At 64.1% G+C, this 16,799-nt stretch carries 14 protein-coding genes; 1 reads left to right on the top strand and 13 read right to left on the bottom strand.

Translation table 11 applies throughout. From position 1 onward, the window contains the following. Positions 1–29 precede the first annotated feature (29 nt). The 7 genes from NFG58_RS05180 to kdgD all read right to left on the bottom strand — a co-directional run bounded on the left by NFG58_RS05180 (position 30) and on the right by kdgD (position 8,852). Entirely contained in the window at positions 30–1,607 is a 1,578-nt protein-coding gene (locus tag NFG58_RS05180; RefSeq protein WP_348827702.1) for an aldehyde dehydrogenase (NADP(+)), read from the bottom strand. Positions 1,608–1,709: 102 nt separating this feature from the next. Then, on the bottom strand, positions 1,710–3,035 hold the full coding sequence (locus NFG58_RS05175; protein ID WP_348827701.1) for an enolase C-terminal domain-like protein: 1,326 nt from the start codon (positions 3,033–3,035) through the stop codon (positions 1,710–1,712). A gap of 43 nt (positions 3,036–3,078) precedes the next feature. After that, on the bottom strand, positions 3,079–4,668 hold the full coding sequence (gene garD, locus NFG58_RS05170; RefSeq protein ID WP_348827700.1) for a galactarate dehydratase: 1,590 nt from the start codon (positions 4,666–4,668) through the stop codon (positions 3,079–3,081). After that, positions 4,658–6,208 (bottom strand): tripartite tricarboxylate transporter permease, encoded by a 1,551-nt coding sequence (locus tag NFG58_RS05165; protein WP_045991806.1) that lies wholly within the window; start codon positions 6,206–6,208, stop codon positions 4,658–4,660. The genes garD and NFG58_RS05165 overlap by 11 nt, the downstream gene beginning before the upstream one ends. Before the next feature lie 14 nt (positions 6,209–6,222). Beyond that, positions 6,223–6,657, bottom strand: a complete 435-nt coding sequence (locus NFG58_RS05160) for a tripartite tricarboxylate transporter TctB family protein (protein WP_213231548.1) — start codon at positions 6,655–6,657, stop codon at positions 6,223–6,225. 95 nt (positions 6,658–6,752) lie between these two features. Next, positions 6,753–7,811 carry an ABC transporter substrate-binding protein gene (locus NFG58_RS05155; RefSeq protein WP_348827699.1) on the bottom strand — a complete coding sequence of 353 codons (1,059 nt, stop codon included), beginning with the start codon at positions 7,809–7,811 and terminating at the stop codon, positions 6,753–6,755. A gap of 123 nt (positions 7,812–7,934) precedes the next feature. Next, a complete protein-coding gene (kdgD, locus tag NFG58_RS05150; protein ID WP_315900712.1) occupies positions 7,935–8,852 on the bottom strand; it encodes a 5-dehydro-4-deoxyglucarate dehydratase in 918 nt (305 codons plus the stop codon). 205 nt (positions 8,853–9,057) lie between these two features. Here kdgD and NFG58_RS05145 point away from each other — a divergent pair, with 205 nt between their 5' ends. Next, positions 9,058–10,020, top strand: coding sequence for an AEC family transporter (locus NFG58_RS05145; protein WP_222515523.1), 963 nt, complete (start codon positions 9,058–9,060; stop codon positions 10,018–10,020). Between the two features lie 23 nt (positions 10,021–10,043). Here the strand turns inward: NFG58_RS05145 and NFG58_RS05140 are convergent, their stop codons facing one another. The 6 genes from NFG58_RS05140 to NFG58_RS05115 form a co-directional block, all read right to left on the bottom strand. Next, the gene (locus tag NFG58_RS05140; RefSeq protein WP_045991811.1) at positions 10,044–10,358 is read right to left on the bottom strand and encodes an antibiotic biosynthesis monooxygenase; all 315 of its coding nucleotides are present in this window, start codon (positions 10,356–10,358) and stop codon (positions 10,044–10,046) included. A 103-nt stretch (positions 10,359–10,461) separates the two neighbouring features. Further along, entirely contained in the window at positions 10,462–10,950 is a 489-nt protein-coding gene (gene sixA, locus NFG58_RS05135; RefSeq protein WP_348827698.1) for a phosphohistidine phosphatase SixA, read from the bottom strand. Further along, positions 10,940–12,010, bottom strand: a complete 1,071-nt coding sequence (locus NFG58_RS05130) for an NAD(P)H-dependent glycerol-3-phosphate dehydrogenase (protein WP_045991813.1) — start codon at positions 12,008–12,010, stop codon at positions 10,940–10,942. The genes sixA and NFG58_RS05130 overlap by 11 nt, the downstream gene beginning before the upstream one ends. Before the next feature lie 219 nt (positions 12,011–12,229). Next, positions 12,230–13,672 carry an NAD(P)(+) transhydrogenase (Re/Si-specific) subunit beta gene (locus NFG58_RS05125; protein WP_348827697.1) on the bottom strand — a complete coding sequence of 481 codons (1,443 nt, stop codon included), beginning with the start codon at positions 13,670–13,672 and terminating at the stop codon, positions 12,230–12,232. 16 nt (positions 13,673–13,688) lie between these two features. Beyond that, entirely contained in the window at positions 13,689–15,260 is a 1,572-nt protein-coding gene (locus tag NFG58_RS05120; protein WP_108131474.1) for a Re/Si-specific NAD(P)(+) transhydrogenase subunit alpha, read from the bottom strand. Positions 15,261–15,804: 544 nt separating this feature from the next. Then, on the bottom strand, positions 15,805–16,791 hold the full coding sequence (locus NFG58_RS05115) for an alcohol dehydrogenase catalytic domain-containing protein (protein WP_348815532.1): 987 nt from the start codon (positions 16,789–16,791) through the stop codon (positions 15,805–15,807). Positions 16,792–16,799: the final 8 nt, after the last annotated feature.

Raw genomic sequence — 16,799 nt, 5'->3', positions numbered from 1 at the left:
AGCGCGTCTGGCGCTGTCCATCAGTCCCTTCACCTGTCCCGTTTGCCGTCCACCAGGCGGCTGACGTTCAGCGGATTGCCATCCTTGAGCGCTTGCGGCAGCAGGGCATCCGGCAGGTTCTGATAGCACACCGGGCGCAGGAAGCGGTGGATGGCGGCGCTGCCGACAGAGGTGGTGCGCGAGTCAGAGGTGGCCGGATAGGGGCCACCGTGGACCATGGCGTGGCACACCTCGACCCCGGTGGGCCAGCCGTTGGCCATCACCCGTCCGGCACGCCGCTCGAGGATCGGCAGCAGGCCACGGGCCGCGTCGATGTCGCCGTCGTCCATCTGCAGGGTCGCGGTCAGCTGGCCCTCGAGCCCCTCGGCCAGTGCCTTGACCTCGTCTAGGTCGGCACACTCGACCACCAGCGAGGTCGAACCGAATACCTCGGCCTTGAGCGCCTCATCATTGAGGAAGTCGCTGGCCTTGGCCACGAACAGGCCGGCCTGGCACTGGTTGGGTCCGTCGCCCTGTGGGCCACGCGCCACTTCACGGGCCTTGTCGCTGCCGCCAAGGGTGTTGACGCCCTGGGTGTAGGCGTCGTGGATGCCCGGCGTCAGCATGGTCTGGGCGCCTGCGCCCTTGACCGCTTCGGCGGCAGCCTCGACGAAGCCGTCGAGCGCCTCGCCCTTGACCGCGATCACCAGCCCCGGGTTGGTGCAGAACTGGCCGGCCCCCATGGTCAGCGAGCCGACGAAGGCCTCGCCCAGCGCCTTGCCACGGGCCTTGAGCGCCTCGGGCAGCAGGAACACCGGATTGATCGAGCTCATCTCGGCGTACACCGGGATCGGCTCGGGACGCGCCTGAGCGGTCTTCATCAGGGCGGTGCCACCGCTGCGCGAGCCGGTGAAGCCCACCGCCTTGATCCGCGCGTCGCTGACCAGGCCTTGGCCGACCTCGCGACCGGAACCGAACAACAGCGAGAACACGCCTTCCGGCAGTTCACAGCGGGCCACCGCCTTCTGCAGCGCGCGGCCGACCAGCTCCGAGGTGCCGGGGTGGGCCGAGTGGGCCTTGACCACCACCGGACAGCCGGCGGCCAGGGCGGAGGCGGTGTCGCCGCCGGCCACCGAGAACGCCAGCGGGAAGTTGGAGGCGCCGAACACCGCCACCGGACCCAGCGCGATATGGCGCTGGCGCAGGTCGACCCGCGGCATCGGTTCGCGGTCCGGCAGCGCCGGATCGTGACGCACGTCGAGCCATTCGCCGGCGCGTACCACCGAGGCGAACAGGCGCAGCTGGCCGCAGGTACGGCCACGCTCGCCCTCAAGACGTGCCTGGGGCAAGCCGGACTCCTGCATGGCCCGCTCGATCAGGGCGTCACCGAGCGCCTCGATCTCCTCGGCGATGGTCTCGAGAAAGGTCGCACGGGCCTCGAGGCCGGTCTCGCGGTAGCTATCGAAGGCCGCCCAGGCCAGTTCGCAGGCGCGCTCGACCTCGGCCTTCGCGCCTGCCTTGTGGCCAGGCTCGAGGGTCTCGCCGGTGGCCGGATTGACGGCGTGGATGGGCTCGCCCTTGGCCTCGACGGCCTGGCTGCCGATCAGCTGCTTTCCTTCCAGTTTCATGAATCTTCTCCTGTCGTGTGACGTTCGACGGGGTGAGCGTCGGTAAAGGCCGTCGGCTTTCGTCCTCACCGGGGCTTTCGCACCTGAGCCATCGAGTCGAGGCTAACGCACCAGGGCAGGACGCTTGGGATCGAACTCCCAGCCGTCGATCAGGTACTGCATGGCCATGGCGTCGTTGCGGCTGGTGACATCGAGGCCCTGGTACTTCCGATGGGCCTCCATCAGCTTGTCGTCGTCGAGCTCGACGCCAAGGCCTGGCGTGGTCGGCACCTTCAGCTTGCCGCCTTCGATCTTGAACGGTTCCTTGGTGATGCGCTGACCGTCCTGCCAGATCCAGTGGGTATCGATGGCGGTGATCTCGCCAGGACAGGCAGCGGCGACGTGAGTCATCATCGCCAGCGAGATGTCGAAGTGGTTGTTGCTGTGCGAGCCCCAGGTCATGCCCCATTCGTTGCACAGCTCGCCCACCGCCACGGCCCCCTGCATGGTCCAGAAGTGGCAGTCCGCCAAGGGGATGTCCACGGAGTTAAGCTGGACCGCCAGCTTCAGCTGACGATAGTCGGTGGCGATCATGTTGGTGGCGGTGGCAAGGCCGGTACGACGCTTGAACTCGGCCATGGTCTCGCGACCGGAGTAGCCGCCTTCCTGGCCGCAGGGATCCTCGGCATAGCTCAACAGTTCCTTGATCGGCTCGAGCACTCGCACCGCCTCATCCAGCGACCAGGCACCGTTGGGATCCAGCGTCAGACGTGCCTCGGGGAAGGCCTCGTGCAGGGCGCGGATGCAGTCGGCCTCCTCTTCGCCGCGCAGCACGCCCCCCTTGAGCTTGAAGTCCTTGAAGCCGTAGCGCGCGTAGGCGGCCTTGGCCAGGTTGGCCACCGCCTCCGGAGTCATCGCCTTCTGGTACCGCACCTCGTCCCAGGCGTCTATCGGGTCGCTGACCTTGGGATAGGGAAGGTCGGTCTTGTCCGGATCGCCGAGCAAGAACAGGTAGCCCAGTGCCTCTACCTCGTCACGCTGACGTCCGTACTGGCCGAGCAGGTCGGCCACTGGCATGCCCAGCGCCTGGCCGAACAGGTCATAAAGTGCCGACTCGATGGCGGTAACCACGTGTACCGCCACGCGCAGATCAAAGGTCTGCCGACCGCGCTCCTCCGGGCCGTTTTGCGACAGCGCCTGGCGAGCCTGGCTCAGCACCTGCTTGACCTCGTTGACCCGTGCGCCCTCGACCAGCGAACGACACTGCTCAAGCCCCTTGAGGATGCCGTCACTGGAGGGAATCTCGCCGACGCCGCGATTGCCGGACTCGTCTTCCAGCACCAGCACACAGCGGATGAACCAGGGGGCATGGCCACCGCTCAGGTTGAGCAGAAAACCGTCTTCGCCGGCCACCGGCACGATGTTCATCTTGGTGATCTTGGGAAACATGGAGTCTTGCCTCTTGGATGTTCGGTTAAAGATGATGAAGCGCTCAGGTGACCGGCGCCGGGTTGAACAGCACCAGGTCGTTGTAGAGACCCAGGCGGTCGGCGGCGACCTGGTGACGGCCGCTTGCCACCTCGAGAATCAGCTCGAACAGCTCCCAGCCGATGTCCTCGATGCTGGCCTCGCCGGTGGCGATGCGCCCCGCGTCCAGGTCGATCAGATCGTGCCAGCGACGTCCCAGGGTCGAGTTGGTGGAAACCTTGATCACCGGCGTCATCGCCAGGTTGTAGGGGGTACCGCGCCCGGTGGTGAAGACCTGCAGGTTCATGCCCGCCGCCGCCTGCAGGGTGCCGCAGATAAAGTCGCTGGCCGGCGTGGCGGCAAAGGTCAGCCCGCGCTTGCGCAGGCGCTCGCCGGGGCCTATGACGTCGACGATAGGTGAATTGCCGGACTTGATCACCGAGCCGAGCGCCTTCTCGACAATATTGCTGAGCCCGCCCTTCTTGTTGCCCGGCGACGGATTGGCGCTGCGATCGGCCTGGCCCTGGGCCAGATAGTCGTCGTACCAGGCCATCTGCTCGATCAGCGCCCGAGCGACCTCCTCGTCTACCGCTCGAGGCGTCAGCAGATGGATGGCGTCGCGCACCTCGGTGACTTCGGAAAACATCACGCTGCCGCCGGCACGCACGATCAGGTCGGTGGCAAATCCCACCGCCGGATTGGCGGTTACCCCAGAAAAGGCGTCGCTGCCGCCGCACTGCATGCCCACCGTCAGCTCCGACACCGGACAGGTCTCCCGGCGGCGACGATTCAGCCGCTCAAGGTGGCGCTCGGCCATGGCCATGATGCCGTCGACCATCTCGCAGAAACCTTCGAAGGACTCGTGCTGCAGACTCAACACGTTGGCGTCGTCGTTGGCGGAACCTGTGGCGGCATCCTCGCTGCGCTCAAAAATCTTGACCGGGCGGTCCTCGATAAGAGTCGAGGGCTGCAGCTTCTCGCAGCCAAGGCCGATGACCATGACCTCGCCACCGAAGTTGGGGTTCAGCGCCAGGTTCCTGAGCGTGCGGATGGGCACGATCGCCGCCGGCGCGCCGATCGCCACCCCGCAGCCGTAGCTGTGGTTGAGCCCGACCACGTCATCGACGTTGGGGAAGCGCGGCAATAGCTCTCGCTTGATCTTCGCCACCACGTGATCGACGGTACCGGCCACGCACTGCACGCTGGTGGTGATGCCGAGCACATTCCTGGTGCCGACGCTGCCGTCAGGGTTGCGAAAGCCCTCGAAGGTGTAGCCCTCGAGTGGCTCGACCACCGGCGCCTTGCGGGTCGCCAGAGGCAGCTCGTCGAGCTTCGGTGGTATCGGCAGCCTGACGTTGTTCTCGTTGACGTGGCCACCGCGCGGGATGGCCGACAGCGCCGTGCCGATCACCTCGTTGTAGCGCAGGATGCGCTCACCTTCGGCGATATCCGCCAGGGCCACCTTGTGGCCCTGGGGAATGTCGCTCACCAGCGCCACGCCATCATCCAGTTGGGTACCCCGGGGCAATCCGCCCTGGCCCACCACGATGGCGACATTGTCGCCTGGATGGACGCGGATCACGCGGCTCTCGTTGGTCCTGGGTTCAGCCGTCATGACGTTCTCCCGATCCAGAAGTGGTGCCAGACACCTGACTCAATTCCATCTTCTGACGCGCACGGGTCTTGATGCCCAGCACGATGGAGAAGGCGATGGACGCGGCGATCAGCCCCCACAGCACCAGCGCGATGGGGCTCTTGGTAAAGAAGATCGAGAAGGTGCCGAAGGATTCCAGGCTCTTGACGAAGTACACCTCGGCGGAGCTGCCCAGAATGAAGCCGATGATCAAAGGCGCGACCTCGAGCCCGATCTTCTCGATCAGGTAACCGAAGATGCCGAAAATCAGCAGCGTCCAGACGTCGAACATGATGCCGTAGTTGATGGCGTAGGCGCCGACCACGCACATCATCACGATGATCGGATAGAGCACGTACTTGGGCACCAGCACCACCCGGGCGATGTACTTGATGGCGTAGAACATCAGGAAGAACATCACGATGTTGGCGAACACCAGAGCGATCATCATCACCGTCCAGGTGTCCTGGTTTTCCGGGATGAACAACGGCCCCACCTGAATGCCCTGAAGGGTGAAGGCACCGATCAATACCGCCGTGGTGGAGTCCCCGGGGATCCCCAGCGACAACAGCGGGATCAGGGCGCCACCGGTCAAGGCGTTGTTGGCCGACTCGGAAGCAATCAGCCCCTGGGGCGCACCCTTGCCCATCTGGCTGGAATCCCGCGACAGGTTCTTTTCCTGGGTGTAGGCAAGCACCGAGGCGGCGCTGCCGCCGACCCCCGGCAGCATGCCGACGAAGGTGCCGATGAAAGACGAGCGCATCAGGTTGGTCAGGCGGCCCTTGAACAGGCCGAAGGTGAAACCACCGCCCTTGCCCATCTCGATCTTGGCGCCGGACAGACCGCTCTTCACACCCTTCTCTGCCTCCAGCAGGATGGTCGAGATGCCGAAGATCCCGATCAATACCGGCAGCAGTGCAAAGCCATCCACCAGATAGGGCTGCATGAAGTCGAACATCAGTCGCGTCTTGCCGTTACCGCCGTCGGACAGGCTGTAGGTGCCGATCAGACTCAGCCAGATGCCCAGTACACCGCTGAAGATACCGATCAACATGTTGCTGGACATGGAGGCAATGACCGTCAGCGCCAGCAAGATGATCAGAAACTTCTCCACATAGGAGAACTTGATCGAAAACTCGGCCAGCAAGGGAGCGAAGAAGAACAGCACCAGGGCGCTGACAAGTCCACCCACCAGCGACGCCACGACGCATACGCGCAGGGCCTTCTCGCCCTGGCCCTTCTGCGCCATGGGGTAGCCGTCGAAGGTGGTGGTGATCGACGAGGGCGTGCCGGGAATATTGAGCAGCACCGCCGGCACCATACCGCCGGAGATGCCGCCGACGTAGAGGCCAAGCAGCAGTGCCAGGCCATGCTCGAGGCCGAGGGCGTAGGTCAGCGGCAGACACACGGCCACCGCCATGGTGGCGGTCATGCCGGGAATAGCGCCGAAGATGATGCCGATCAAGGCACCGATCGCGGCCAGCAGGAAAAAGGTGATATCGAGGTAGGACAGAAGTTCCATGGGTCAACTCTCCCCTACGGCAAGGTGATGTAAAAAAGCTTGGCGAATATCAGCCAGGCCAGTGAGGGTGCCACCACGGCATTGATCGCGGCGGTGATCACCTTGCGGCGGGTGCGGGTGTGCATGTACATCATCGACATCAAGAACAGAAAGACGATGGACACGAACAGAAAGCCGTAGCCGGTATAGGGGAACAGGTTCCCCACCACCGACATGAGCACGAAATAGGCGGTGATCAGCACCAGGGTGCCGAAGAAACGAAATCCGTCCATGGACTCGCCGATGATCGGCAACGTTTTCTCGCCGCGTTTGACCGCAGCAAAGAAAGGAACAAGGCGAAACACCACGATCAGGGCGAACAGCAACGCCAGTACCCAGTGAATGATCGTGGGGAAGAACAGGTGAGAGCTGTCGAAGTCGATCGACACACTCAACGGTGAGGTTTCCATAGCGGCTCCGGGGCAGGCCTGACGGGAGAGCCTTGCGAGTTGTGTGGACGGACAAGTACAAGGATGCCGGCGGGCAAGCCGCCGGCAGCGGTCCCTTACTTGATGCTGTCGATGATGTCGGCGTAGCGGTCGGCCTTCTCGCGCAGGTGGGCCTGGGCTTCTTCGGAGGGCATGAAGTCAGGAATAAAGAACGACGTCTTCTGGGCCTCCTGGATCTCGCCTTCGGCGTAGATCTCTTCCAGGGTGGCGTCGATCTGCTCGACGATCTCTGGATTCATGTCCTTGTTGTAGAGGAAGAAGAATTCCTTATCGAAGGCGAAGTTCTCGCCCTCTCCCATGGTCACCTCGACGTTGGGCTCGACGAACTGCAGCAGCGTCTCGCGGTCGGTCTGACCCAGACCTTCCTCGTTGGCCTGCTGCAGGGTGTCATGGCGTGCGGTCAGCCAGACGAAGCGCATGGCCTTCTGGTCATCCTCAGGCAGACGGGTGTACTGCTCGTTGGCCTGCACCGAGCCGTTGATCAAGTCCGCCTGGTCATCGAACAGCAGCTGGTTCTTGTCGGCCTGGGAGCCGGTATTGACCGCCACCAGGTTGTCTTCCATTCCGGGGTGCTCGATGCGGATGGCGTTCTTGAGTGCGGTGTAGCCAATCTCGGAGACGCCACCAGGCTGGATCGCCACGCGCACGGTCTCACCACTGCCGACCGCTTCGATGATGTCGTCCAGGGTCTGGTAGGGCGAGTCCTTGGGCACCAGGTAGGCATTGCCCGGATTGATCGCGATGGTCGGACCGATGATGTAATTCTCGAACGGGTCCTTGTAGCCCTCGACCCCGTACTGATTCCCCAGGTAGGCCTGGTCATGAAAGATCATCAGAGTGTTGCCGCGAGGATCACGATCCAGGGCGCGATAGGCAGCGCTGACGCCCACCGCGTCGACCTTCATGTTCAGGTCCAGCGCCTCGGACAGCTGGTCCACCACGATGGCGGAGTTCTGGTAGGTGTCGCCACCGGTGGAACTGGAGCCGATGACCACACGGATGTTACCGCGCAGGGGCCCGTCGGCGGCCAGCGCCGCAGCGCTACCCAAGGCCAGCGAGGTCGCCAGGGCGGTAGCGGTCAGGGTCAGGGGCAAAGAGAGTCTTGGCATGCTCATGAAGTCACCTCATTGAAATGGTTGTTGGTGGCTGGACGAGTGGTGCCCTTCGATACGGGAGGATCGTGACGAAGGGCCAGATCGAGGGGCGGTCTACACCGTAGCGCTAGCGACCGTCCTCGGTCAGAAGGATCGGGCGCGCTCGATCAGCTGCTCGAGCTGCTTGCGCTCTTCATCGCTTGGCATTTCCAGCGGGGCACGCACCGCGCCGGACGGACGGCCGATCAGGTCGGTGCCGGCCTTGATCAGGCTGACGGCGTAGCCTGCCTTGTGGTCGCGCAGGGCGACAAAGGGCAGGAAGAACTCGCGGGAGATCTTGCGCACGGTGTCGCTGTCGCCGGCACGCAGGGCCTTGTAGAAGGTCACCGCCATGTCCGGCACGAAGTTGAACACCGCGCTGGAGTAGGTGTTTACGCCCACCGCCAGGTAGGCCTCGGCGATGATCTCGGCGGTGGGCACGCCACCGACGTAAGCCAGTCGATCGCCGACGGTCTTGATCACGCGGTTGAGCGCCTGCATGTCGCCCTTGCCGTCCTTGAGCCCCACCAGGTTGGGGTTGGCGTCGGCCAGCCGCTTGGCGGACTGAGCGTTGAGCACGCCGTTGCCACGGTTGTAATAGATCACGCTGACGCTGGTGGACTGACATATCTGGCTGGCGTATTCCACCAGGCCGTCCTGGGGACACTCGGTCAGGTAGGGCGGCATCAGCAGGATACCGTCGGCGCCCTCTTCCTCGGCGATGCGGGCGAACTCGGAACCGGTGGCCACGCTCAGACCGGCGCTGGCGATCACCGGCAGCTTGCCATCGACGACTTCCACGGCCAGACGGACGATCGCGCGGAATTCTTCCAGCGACAGGCTGAAGAACTCGCCGGTGCCACCGGCGACGAACACCGCCGAAATCTCGTGACTGATGAACCACTCGAGACGCGCGCGATAGCTCTCGGCGTCGAAACGTCCTTCGGCGTCGAAGTCCGTGACCGGAAAGGACAGCAGACCATCGCTGATCGCCTGCTTGACCTGTGCATGGGAAAATTTCACCGAAACGTCCTCCTGTCTTCGTCGTGAACGGACATGAGGGTTTCGATTCCCCATCATGTCATACATCATACAAAGTACAAGTTAGCGACTTGTTTCAGGACTGACAAGGGACGCTATGGTAAATTGAGACCAAAGTTCAAGGCGCACCTCTCTGATCCCTTGTGGACGACCCGGCGCCACCATCAAGAGGCTTCACAGCGCGCCCATGTCATTGATCGATGTCTTCCTGTCGACGCTCAACATCAGCCTGCCGGTGTTTGCCATGGTGTTTATCGGCATTGCGCTCAAGCGACTCGGCTGGATCGATCAGGCCTTCGTCAATACGGCGTCGCGACTGGTGTTTCGCGCCACCCTGCCGGCCATGCTCTTTCTCAGCCTGATCCGCGCCGATCTGGAACGCACCCTGAACCCCTGGATGCTGGCCTTCTTCGCACTGGCCACCATTGCAAGCTTCGTTCTCGCCTGGGGCTACGCTGCGCTTAGGGTCAAGCGTCACCAGCGCGGGGTCTATGTACAGGGCGCCTTTCGCGGCAACTGCGGGGTGGTCGGCCTGGCACTCGCCCACGGCATGTACGGCGAGGTGGGGCTATCGCTGGGGAGTCTGCTGCTGGGGGTGGTAATCCTCTGCTACAACGTGCTGTCGGTGGTGGTGCTGGCGGCGTACCAACTGGACGAGGACGGCCGGCGCAAGGCCATCGACTGGAACAGCATCTTCCGCCATATCCTGACCAATCCGCTGATCCTGGCGGTGGTGGTCGCCACGCCCCTGGCAGCGCTGCAGGTCAGCCTGCCCGAGTGGATCGAGACCACCGGTGACTACTTTGCCTCCTTGACCCTGCCGCTGGCGCTGATCTGCATCGGCGCCACCATCTCGACCCGGGCGCTCAAGACCAGCTATCGCACCGCCGTCAGCGCAAGCCTCGCCAAGATGGTGGTGATCCCGCTGGTGGCCACCCTGGCGGCACTTGGGCTTGGCTTTCGTGGCGCCGAGCTGGGCGTGCTGTTTCTGTTCTTCGCAAGCCCCACCGCGGCGGCGGCCTTCGTCATGGCCAAGGCCATGGGCGGCGATGAGATCCTGACGGCCAATATCATCGCCCTCACCACCCTGGTGGCCAGCATCAGCGTGACGGTGGGTGTCTTCGCCCTGCGGCTCAACGGGCTGATCTAGGGCTTGTCTGAAAAGTGCCTAGTTCAGCCCTTGGCTTCAGTCCCCTCGACCACCTCAAACTGCTCGATACCGCCGCCCTCGCGGGTGGCCTCTGCCGGCAGCGGGTTGGCGTGGGCACGCTTGAAGTCGTCGCTGCCGACCCAGGCACGAAACGCCGCCTGGCTCTCCCACTGGGTCTCCACCACGTAGGGCGCCTGGTTGCCCAGTGGCCTCAGCACACGCATGGCGACAAAGCCCGGCTGCTTGTCGATCTCTCCGGCGCGACGGCGAAAGCGCTCTTCGAACTCGTCCTCGAAGCCCGGATTGACGAAGATGCGGTTGTTGACGAAAAAGCTCATGGGCGTCCCTTCAGGTGAAAGCCCGCCAGTGACGGGCCTGTTCTATCGAGTGCGAAATATGGCAGACACGTCGCTCGCACCACTCCAACTACTGCGGTCAGGGTCAGCGAAGTGACGATGGCGTGGTCATGCCCACCAGCCGCGCACAACCAGCGGCTCTGACATCGGCTTCCAGTTCGGCGATTGCCGCGGTGACAAAGCCCACCCCGGCCCCTGCCCTGCCCTCCGCCAGCAGCCCGGTCAGGGCCGCGACCAACGGCATATGGCTGACCAGCAGCAGCGGGCCCTCGTCACTTTCCAGCGTCAGCCAGTCCACCACGGCCTCGGGGGAATCGTCGGGGGTGATGATGTCCAGGGTATCGAGACTCACCTCGTCCGGCAGAGCGTCGAGCACCAGGGCGGCGGTCTGCTGAGCACGCACGTAGGGACTGGCCAGCACCTTGAGCCGACGCCAGTCGATGTCGTCACGACTCGCCAGCCAGCGCCCCATGGCGCGAGCTTCGTCCTCGCCGCGGGTGGTCAGCCTGCGCGCCTCGTCGGGAAAGCCCGGAGTGGCCTCGCCGTGACGCATGATCCAGAGTCTATCCGCCATTCTTGGCCTCCGTCTGTCGCCGGTCCTGCTTGACGTCCTCGCGGGGGAGCACGAACTCGACATCGCTGCTCTGCTCGCCGCGCATCAGCAGCTTGGCCATGTCACGGGCCGGCACGCCGCGAAACAGCACCTGATAGAGCCCTTCCGCCAACGGCATGTAGACGCCTTCGGCGTCGGCCTTGTCGCGCACCAGCTTGACGGTATTGACCCCTTCGGCCACCTGGCCGAGAGACGCCACCGCCTCGTCCAGGCTCTGCCCCTTGCCCATCGCGAAGCCGACGCGATAGTTGCGCGACAGTTCCGACGAGCAGGTCACGATCAGGTCGCCGACGCCGGCCAGCCCCAGGAAGGTCATCGGATTGGCGCCCTGGGATACGGCGAATCGGCTCATCTCGGCCAGCGCACGGGTCATCAGCATGCTGCGGGTATTCTCGCCCATGCCCAGCGCCGCTGCCATGCCGGCGGCGATGGCGTAGATGTTCTTGAGCGCACCGCCAAGCTCGACCCCGTAGCGGTCATTGCTGGCGTAGACGCGGAAATAGTCACAGCCCAGCGCCGCCTGCACCCGCGATCGCGTCTCGGCGTCGTGGCTGGCGATCACCGTGGCGGTGAGCTGCTTCTGGGCCACCTCGGAGGCCAGGTTGGGCCCGGACAGCACGCCCACGTGGGCAAACCCCGTCTCGTCCTCGAGGATCTGGCTCATCAGCTTGAAGCCATCCTCCTGGATACCCTTGGTGGTGCTGACCAGAATCTGCTCGGGCTTGAGCCAGGGACGTGCCTGGCGCACCACCTCGGCGAAGGCCTTGGAGGGAATCGCCACCAGCACCAGGATGGCCTCCTCGAGCACCCACTCAAGTTCGGTGGACGCCTCGACCCTGGGGTTAATGGCGTAGTCGGGCAGGTAGCGCGGATTGCGATGATCACGATTGATGCTTTCCACCAGCGCGCCGTCCCTGAGCCATTGGCGCACGTGGAAGCCGTTATCGGCGGCGATGCTGGCCAGAGCGGTGCCGAAGCTCCCGCCCCCCAGCACCGCCACCCTGGTGTCCATGTCGGTCATGCTTGCTCCGCAGTCGATGAGTCTTGGTGGATTGTACCGAATCTGACGTCACGACGAGGGATCTCGTCGCCACTTTGACTGACCTGGTGCCACAACGAGCAACGCCCCTCGAAAGGGGCGTCGTCGGGCCCCTTTGAAGAGGGGCGTCTTCGGGCCCCTTGAAACAGGGGCGTCGTCGGGCCCCTCTAAAGAGGAGCCCTGTACTACACGCGGCTCAGTTCAGTCGATCAGCGGAATCAGCGAATCGATACTGGCCCGGGCATCGCCGTAGAACATCCGGGTGTTCTCCTTGAAGAACAGCGGGTTCTCGATGCCCGAGTAGCCGGTTCCCTGACCACGCTTGCACACGAACACCTGCTTGGACTCCCACACCTTGAGCACCGGCATGCCGGCGATGGGGCTATTGGGGTCTTCCTGGGCGGCCGGGTTCACGATGTCGTTGGAGCCGATGATGATGACCACGTCGGTGGAAGCGAAGTCATCATTGATCTCGTCCATCTCCAGCACGATATCGTAGGGTACCTTGGCCTCGGCCAGCAGCACGTTCATGTGGCCCGGCAGACGACCCGCCACCGGGTGGATGCCGAAGCGCACCTCCTTGCCGGCGGAGCGCAGCTTGCGCACCAGTTCGCTGACCGCGTTCTGGGCCTGGGCCACCGCCATGCCATACCCCGGCACGATAATCACGCTGTCGGCGTCGTTGAGGGCGCTGCTGACGCCACCGGCGTCGATCGACACCTGCTCGCCCTCGATCTCCTGGGCCGGCCCCTGGGCACCGCCGAAGCCACCGAGGATGACGCTGACAAAGTTGCGGTTCATCGCCTTGCACATGATGTACGACAGGATGGCACCGGAGGAGCCCACCAGCGCACCGGTGACGATCAGCAGGTCATTGGACAGGGTGAAGCCGATAGCGGCCGCGGCCCAGCCCGAGTAGCTGTTGAGCATCGACACCACCACCGGCATGTCGGCGCCGCCGATGCCGAGGATCAGGTGCCAGCCGATGAAGAAGGCGAGCAGCGCGATCAGCAACAGGGTCCAGAAGCCGGCACCGTTGAGGTAGGCGATGGCCAGCACCAGCGAGAGAATCGCGGCACCGGCGTTCAGTGCATGACCGCCGGGGTACTTCTTCGGCTTGCCGTCGATCTTGCCGGCCAGCTTGCCGAAGGCGATCACCGAGCCGGTGAAGGTCACCGCACCGATGAACACGCCCAGCACCACCTCGACCTGCAGGAAGGTCAGCTCGGCAGGTGTCTTGTAGGCCAGAGTAGCGGCGAACGCCGACAGGCCGTCGAGGGACTCACCGGCCGCCTTCAGCGCCAGCACCCGGGCACGTTCCATCTCGGCGTTCCAGCCGACGAACACCGCCGCCAGACCGACGAAGGAGTGCAGCGCCGCCACCAGCTGCGGCATCTGGGTCATCTCGACCCGCTTGGCCACCATGGTGCCGACCACGGCACCGACGATCATCAACGGAATCATCAGCCAGTAGTTGCCGATGTTCGGGCCGAGCATGACTGAGAACACCGCCAGGCCCATACCGACGATGCCGTACCACACCGCGCGCTTGGCCTTTTCCTGATTGCTGAGTCCCCCCAGCGAGAGGATGAACAGCACACTCGCCGCGATCGCCGCGGCGGTTACGAATTGTTGTCCTAGCATTTCGTCTCTCCGCGGTTCAGGACTTCTGGAACATGGCCAGCATCCGGCGTGTCACCAGGAAGCCACCCACGACGTTGATGGAAGCGATCAGCACCGAGATGCCCGCCAGCAAGGCGACCAACCAGCTACCCGAGCCCACCTGGAGCACGGCACCGAGGATGATGATCCCGGAAATCGCATTGGTCACCGCCATCAGCGGCGTGTGCAGAGAGTGACTGACGTTCCAGATGACCTGAAAACCGACGAAGCAGGCCAGCGCGAAGACGATAAGGTGCTGCATGAAGGACGCCGGCGCCACCAGACCGAGCAGCCCCATGACGATACCGCCGACCGCGAGCATGGTGACCTGGCTCTTGGTCTGTTTCATGAAGGCGGCGTGTTCGGCAGCCTTGCGCTCCTCCGGTGTCGGCTCCTTCTCCTTGGGCTTCGGCTTGGCCGCGGCGATGGCCTTGACCTTGGGCGGAGGCGGCGGAAAGGTGACCTCACCCTGGTGGGTGACGGTCGCGCCACGGATCACGTCGTCTTCCATGTCGTGAACGATCTTGCCGTCTTTCTCCGGCGTCAGATCGGTCAGCATGTGACGGATATTGGTCGAGTACAGCAGCGACGACTGGGTGGCCATGCGCGACGGGAAGTCGGTATAGCCGACCACGATGACGCCGTTGTCGGTGACCACGCGCTCATCAGGCTTGGTCAGGTCGCAGTTGCCGCCCTTCTCGGCGGCCAGGTCGACCACCACAGAGCCCGGCTTCATCGCCTTGACCATGTCCTCGAGCCACAGCTTGGGAGCCGGGCGTCCGGGGATCAGGGCGGTGGTGATGACGATATCCACCTCGGGGGCCTGCTGACGGAACAGCTCGAGCTGCTTTTCGCGGAACTCGGGGCTGGAGGGCGCCGCATAGCCACCGCTTTCGGAGCCGTCCTGGGAGTCCTCGAAATCGAGGAACAGGAATTCGGCGCCCATGGACTCGATCTGCTCGGAAACCTCGGGGCGCACGTCGAAGGCACGCACCACCGCACCAAGGCTGGTGGCGGTGCCGATGGCGGCAAGACCGGCGACGCCGGCACCGATGATCAGCACCTTGGCCGGTGGCACCTTGCCCGCGGCGGTAACCTGACCGGTGAAGAAGCGCCCGAACTGGTTGCCTGCCTCGATCACCGCGCGATAGCCGGCGATGTTGGCGGTGGAGGACAGCGCATCCATCTTCTGGGCGCGGGAAATCCGCGGCACCATGTCCATGGCGACGACGCTGGCACCCTTGTCCTTGCAGGTCTCGAGCATCTCCTCGTTCTGGGCCGGCCAGAAGAAGCTGATCAGGGTCTGGCCCTGGCGCAGCAGGTCGGACTCTTCCTTCTGTGGCTCGCGCACCTTGACGACCACGTCGGCCTGCTCGAACACCGCCTCCATGCTGTCGACGATAGTGACACCGGCCTCTTCATAGGCGGCGTCGGTAAAGCCGGCAAGCTCACCTGCGCCCGTCTCGATCAGGCACTCGTGACCCAGCTTCTGAATGTGTCCGGCGCTCTCGGGCGTCAGCGCGACACGCGCCTCGCCCTTATGCCGTTCCCTTGGTGCTCCTATCTTCACGATGGATCTCCCATGTGGCCAACGTTATTACGATTGCTTGTTATGGTTTCTTGTTGTCATTCCTACCAGTGTTACCTCTTGTGGCTAGTCTGCACAAGAGGGGATCGCCAGTAATTTGTGCACTGCAATGTGAGAGCAACCACCTGAATCCATTAAGAGAACCGGCACGAAGCGGGGTGTAACCTTATGCCCTTCCGAGCCTCCCAGGCCCGGCGTGCCCGGTCTGGCGGCGTGATCACACCCTGAAGGCAACCTCCAGCGAACAACAACGGAAAATGCAGCCTGAGGTCGACCGCCCTTTCACGATTGAACAAGCGCTCACTCAGCTATTTATTCGCTCAGAAAAAACGTCGAACATCTGCGCCACCTTGCCGACCGGATGAACCCAGAAGATAGCCGAAAGGATGACAGATAGCGCTGGCGACAGGACTGGCAAAAGGATGACAGATAGCGCTGGCAAAAGCGCTGGTGAAGCAACAGGCGACGCACAGCGCGTCCACTCGACATCGCCTGTTCAAAGCGCTGCTCGGTGCCAACGCGGCCCTTACGGATACAGAATGACCTTGGCGGCGGCGCTGCGCCCGCTTGCCAGCTCCTCGAAGGCGGCCGGCCCCTCGGCCAGAGGCCGCTTCTCGACCCAGGACAGCTCCCCCAGCGCACCGGCGTCGAGCAGTGCGACGGCAGCGCGAAGATCACCGAAGCTGTAGGTGTAGGCACCAAGAAAACTCAGCTCCTTCAAGGTGATGGCGCGGGTATCCGTGACCCCATCGTTGTCCTGCAGACCAAGGTGCATGATGGCGCCACCAGGACTAGCCGAGGCCACCGCCATCTTGCGCGTGGGGCCAGCTCCCACACAGTCGAACACCGCTTCCACCGAGTCGGCCCGGGGCGGCGCTTCGCGCGGGTCGAAGGCCTCGAGCCCGACCCTGAGCGCCGCCTCCCGGCGCAGCGGGTTGAGATCGGCGATACGCAGCGAGCGCACCCCGCGCTGGCGCAGGATCAAGGCGGTCATCAGGCCAATGGCGCCGGCACCGATCACCAGCACCCGGGACTCCGCCAGCGGGCGATCGAGCACCCGCTCCAGGCGGTGAATACCATGCACTGCAGTCGCCACCGGCTCGGTCATGGCGGCGACCTCGGCGCTAAGCGTCTGTGGCAGCTCGATCAGGCTGTGATCGGCGATGTTGACCGTCTCGGCGAAGCTGCCGGGGCGATTCATGCCGATCATGCTGCGGTTCTCGCACAGATTCTGGCGCCCGGCCTGGCAGTACTCGCAGTGGCCGCAGACGATCAGCGGGTTCATGGTGACCCGCTTGCCCTTCCAGGCGCCCTCGACCACCCGTCCCGCGACCTCGTGGCCCAGGATCATCGGCGGCACCCGCCGGGGATCATGGCCATGGTAGGCATGCAGGTCGGAACCGCAGATGCCGGTGGCCTCCACCTGCACCCGCGACTCCCCCGGCTTGAGCGGCTCGGGTTCGGTGCCACGCATCTCCATCTGCTCGCGACCGACGTAGAACAAGGCTTGCATGGTGAGTC

The sequence above is a fragment of the Halomonas sp. RT37 genome (genome assembly GCF_040070525.1).
GTDB classification, from domain to species: Bacteria; Pseudomonadota; Gammaproteobacteria; order Pseudomonadales; family Halomonadaceae; genus Halomonas; species Halomonas litopenaei.
This window is presented reverse-complemented; position numbering and strand designations above follow the sequence as displayed.

Coding starts and splice junctions, on each gene's coding strand:
- NFG58_RS05180 (WP_348827702.1), bottom strand. CDS start 1,607: ATGAAACTGGAAGGAAAGCAGCTGATCGGCAGCCAGGCCGTCGAGGCC.
- NFG58_RS05175 (WP_348827701.1), bottom strand. CDS start 3,035: ATGTTTCCCAAGATCACCAAGATGAACATCGTGCCGGTGGCCGGCGAA.
- garD (WP_348827700.1), bottom strand. CDS start 4,668: ATGACGGCTGAACCCAGGACCAACGAGAGCCGCGTGATCCGCGTCCAT.
- NFG58_RS05165 (WP_045991806.1), bottom strand. CDS start 6,208: ATGGAACTTCTGTCCTACCTCGATATCACCTTTTTCCTGCTGGCCGCG.
- NFG58_RS05160 (WP_213231548.1), bottom strand. CDS start 6,657: ATGGAAACCTCACCGTTGAGTGTGTCGATCGACTTCGACAGCTCTCAC.
- NFG58_RS05155 (WP_348827699.1), bottom strand. CDS start 7,811: ATGAGCATGCCAAGACTCTCTTTGCCCCTGACCCTGACCGCTACCGCC.
- NFG58_RS05145 (WP_222515523.1), top strand. CDS start 9,058: ATGTCATTGATCGATGTCTTCCTGTCGACGCTCAACATCAGCCTGCCG.
- NFG58_RS05140 (WP_045991811.1), bottom strand. CDS start 10,358: ATGAGCTTTTTCGTCAACAACCGCATCTTCGTCAATCCGGGCTTCGAG.
- sixA (WP_348827698.1), bottom strand. CDS start 10,950: ATGGCGGATAGACTCTGGATCATGCGTCACGGCGAGGCCACTCCGGGC.
- NFG58_RS05130 (WP_045991813.1), bottom strand. CDS start 12,010: ATGACCGACATGGACACCAGGGTGGCGGTGCTGGGGGGCGGGAGCTTC.
- NFG58_RS05125 (WP_348827697.1), bottom strand. CDS start 13,672: ATGCTAGGACAACAATTCGTAACCGCCGCGGCGATCGCGGCGAGTGTG.
- NFG58_RS05115 (WP_348815532.1), bottom strand. CDS start 16,791: ATGCAAGCCTTGTTCTACGTCGGTCGCGAGCAGATGGAGATGCGTGGC.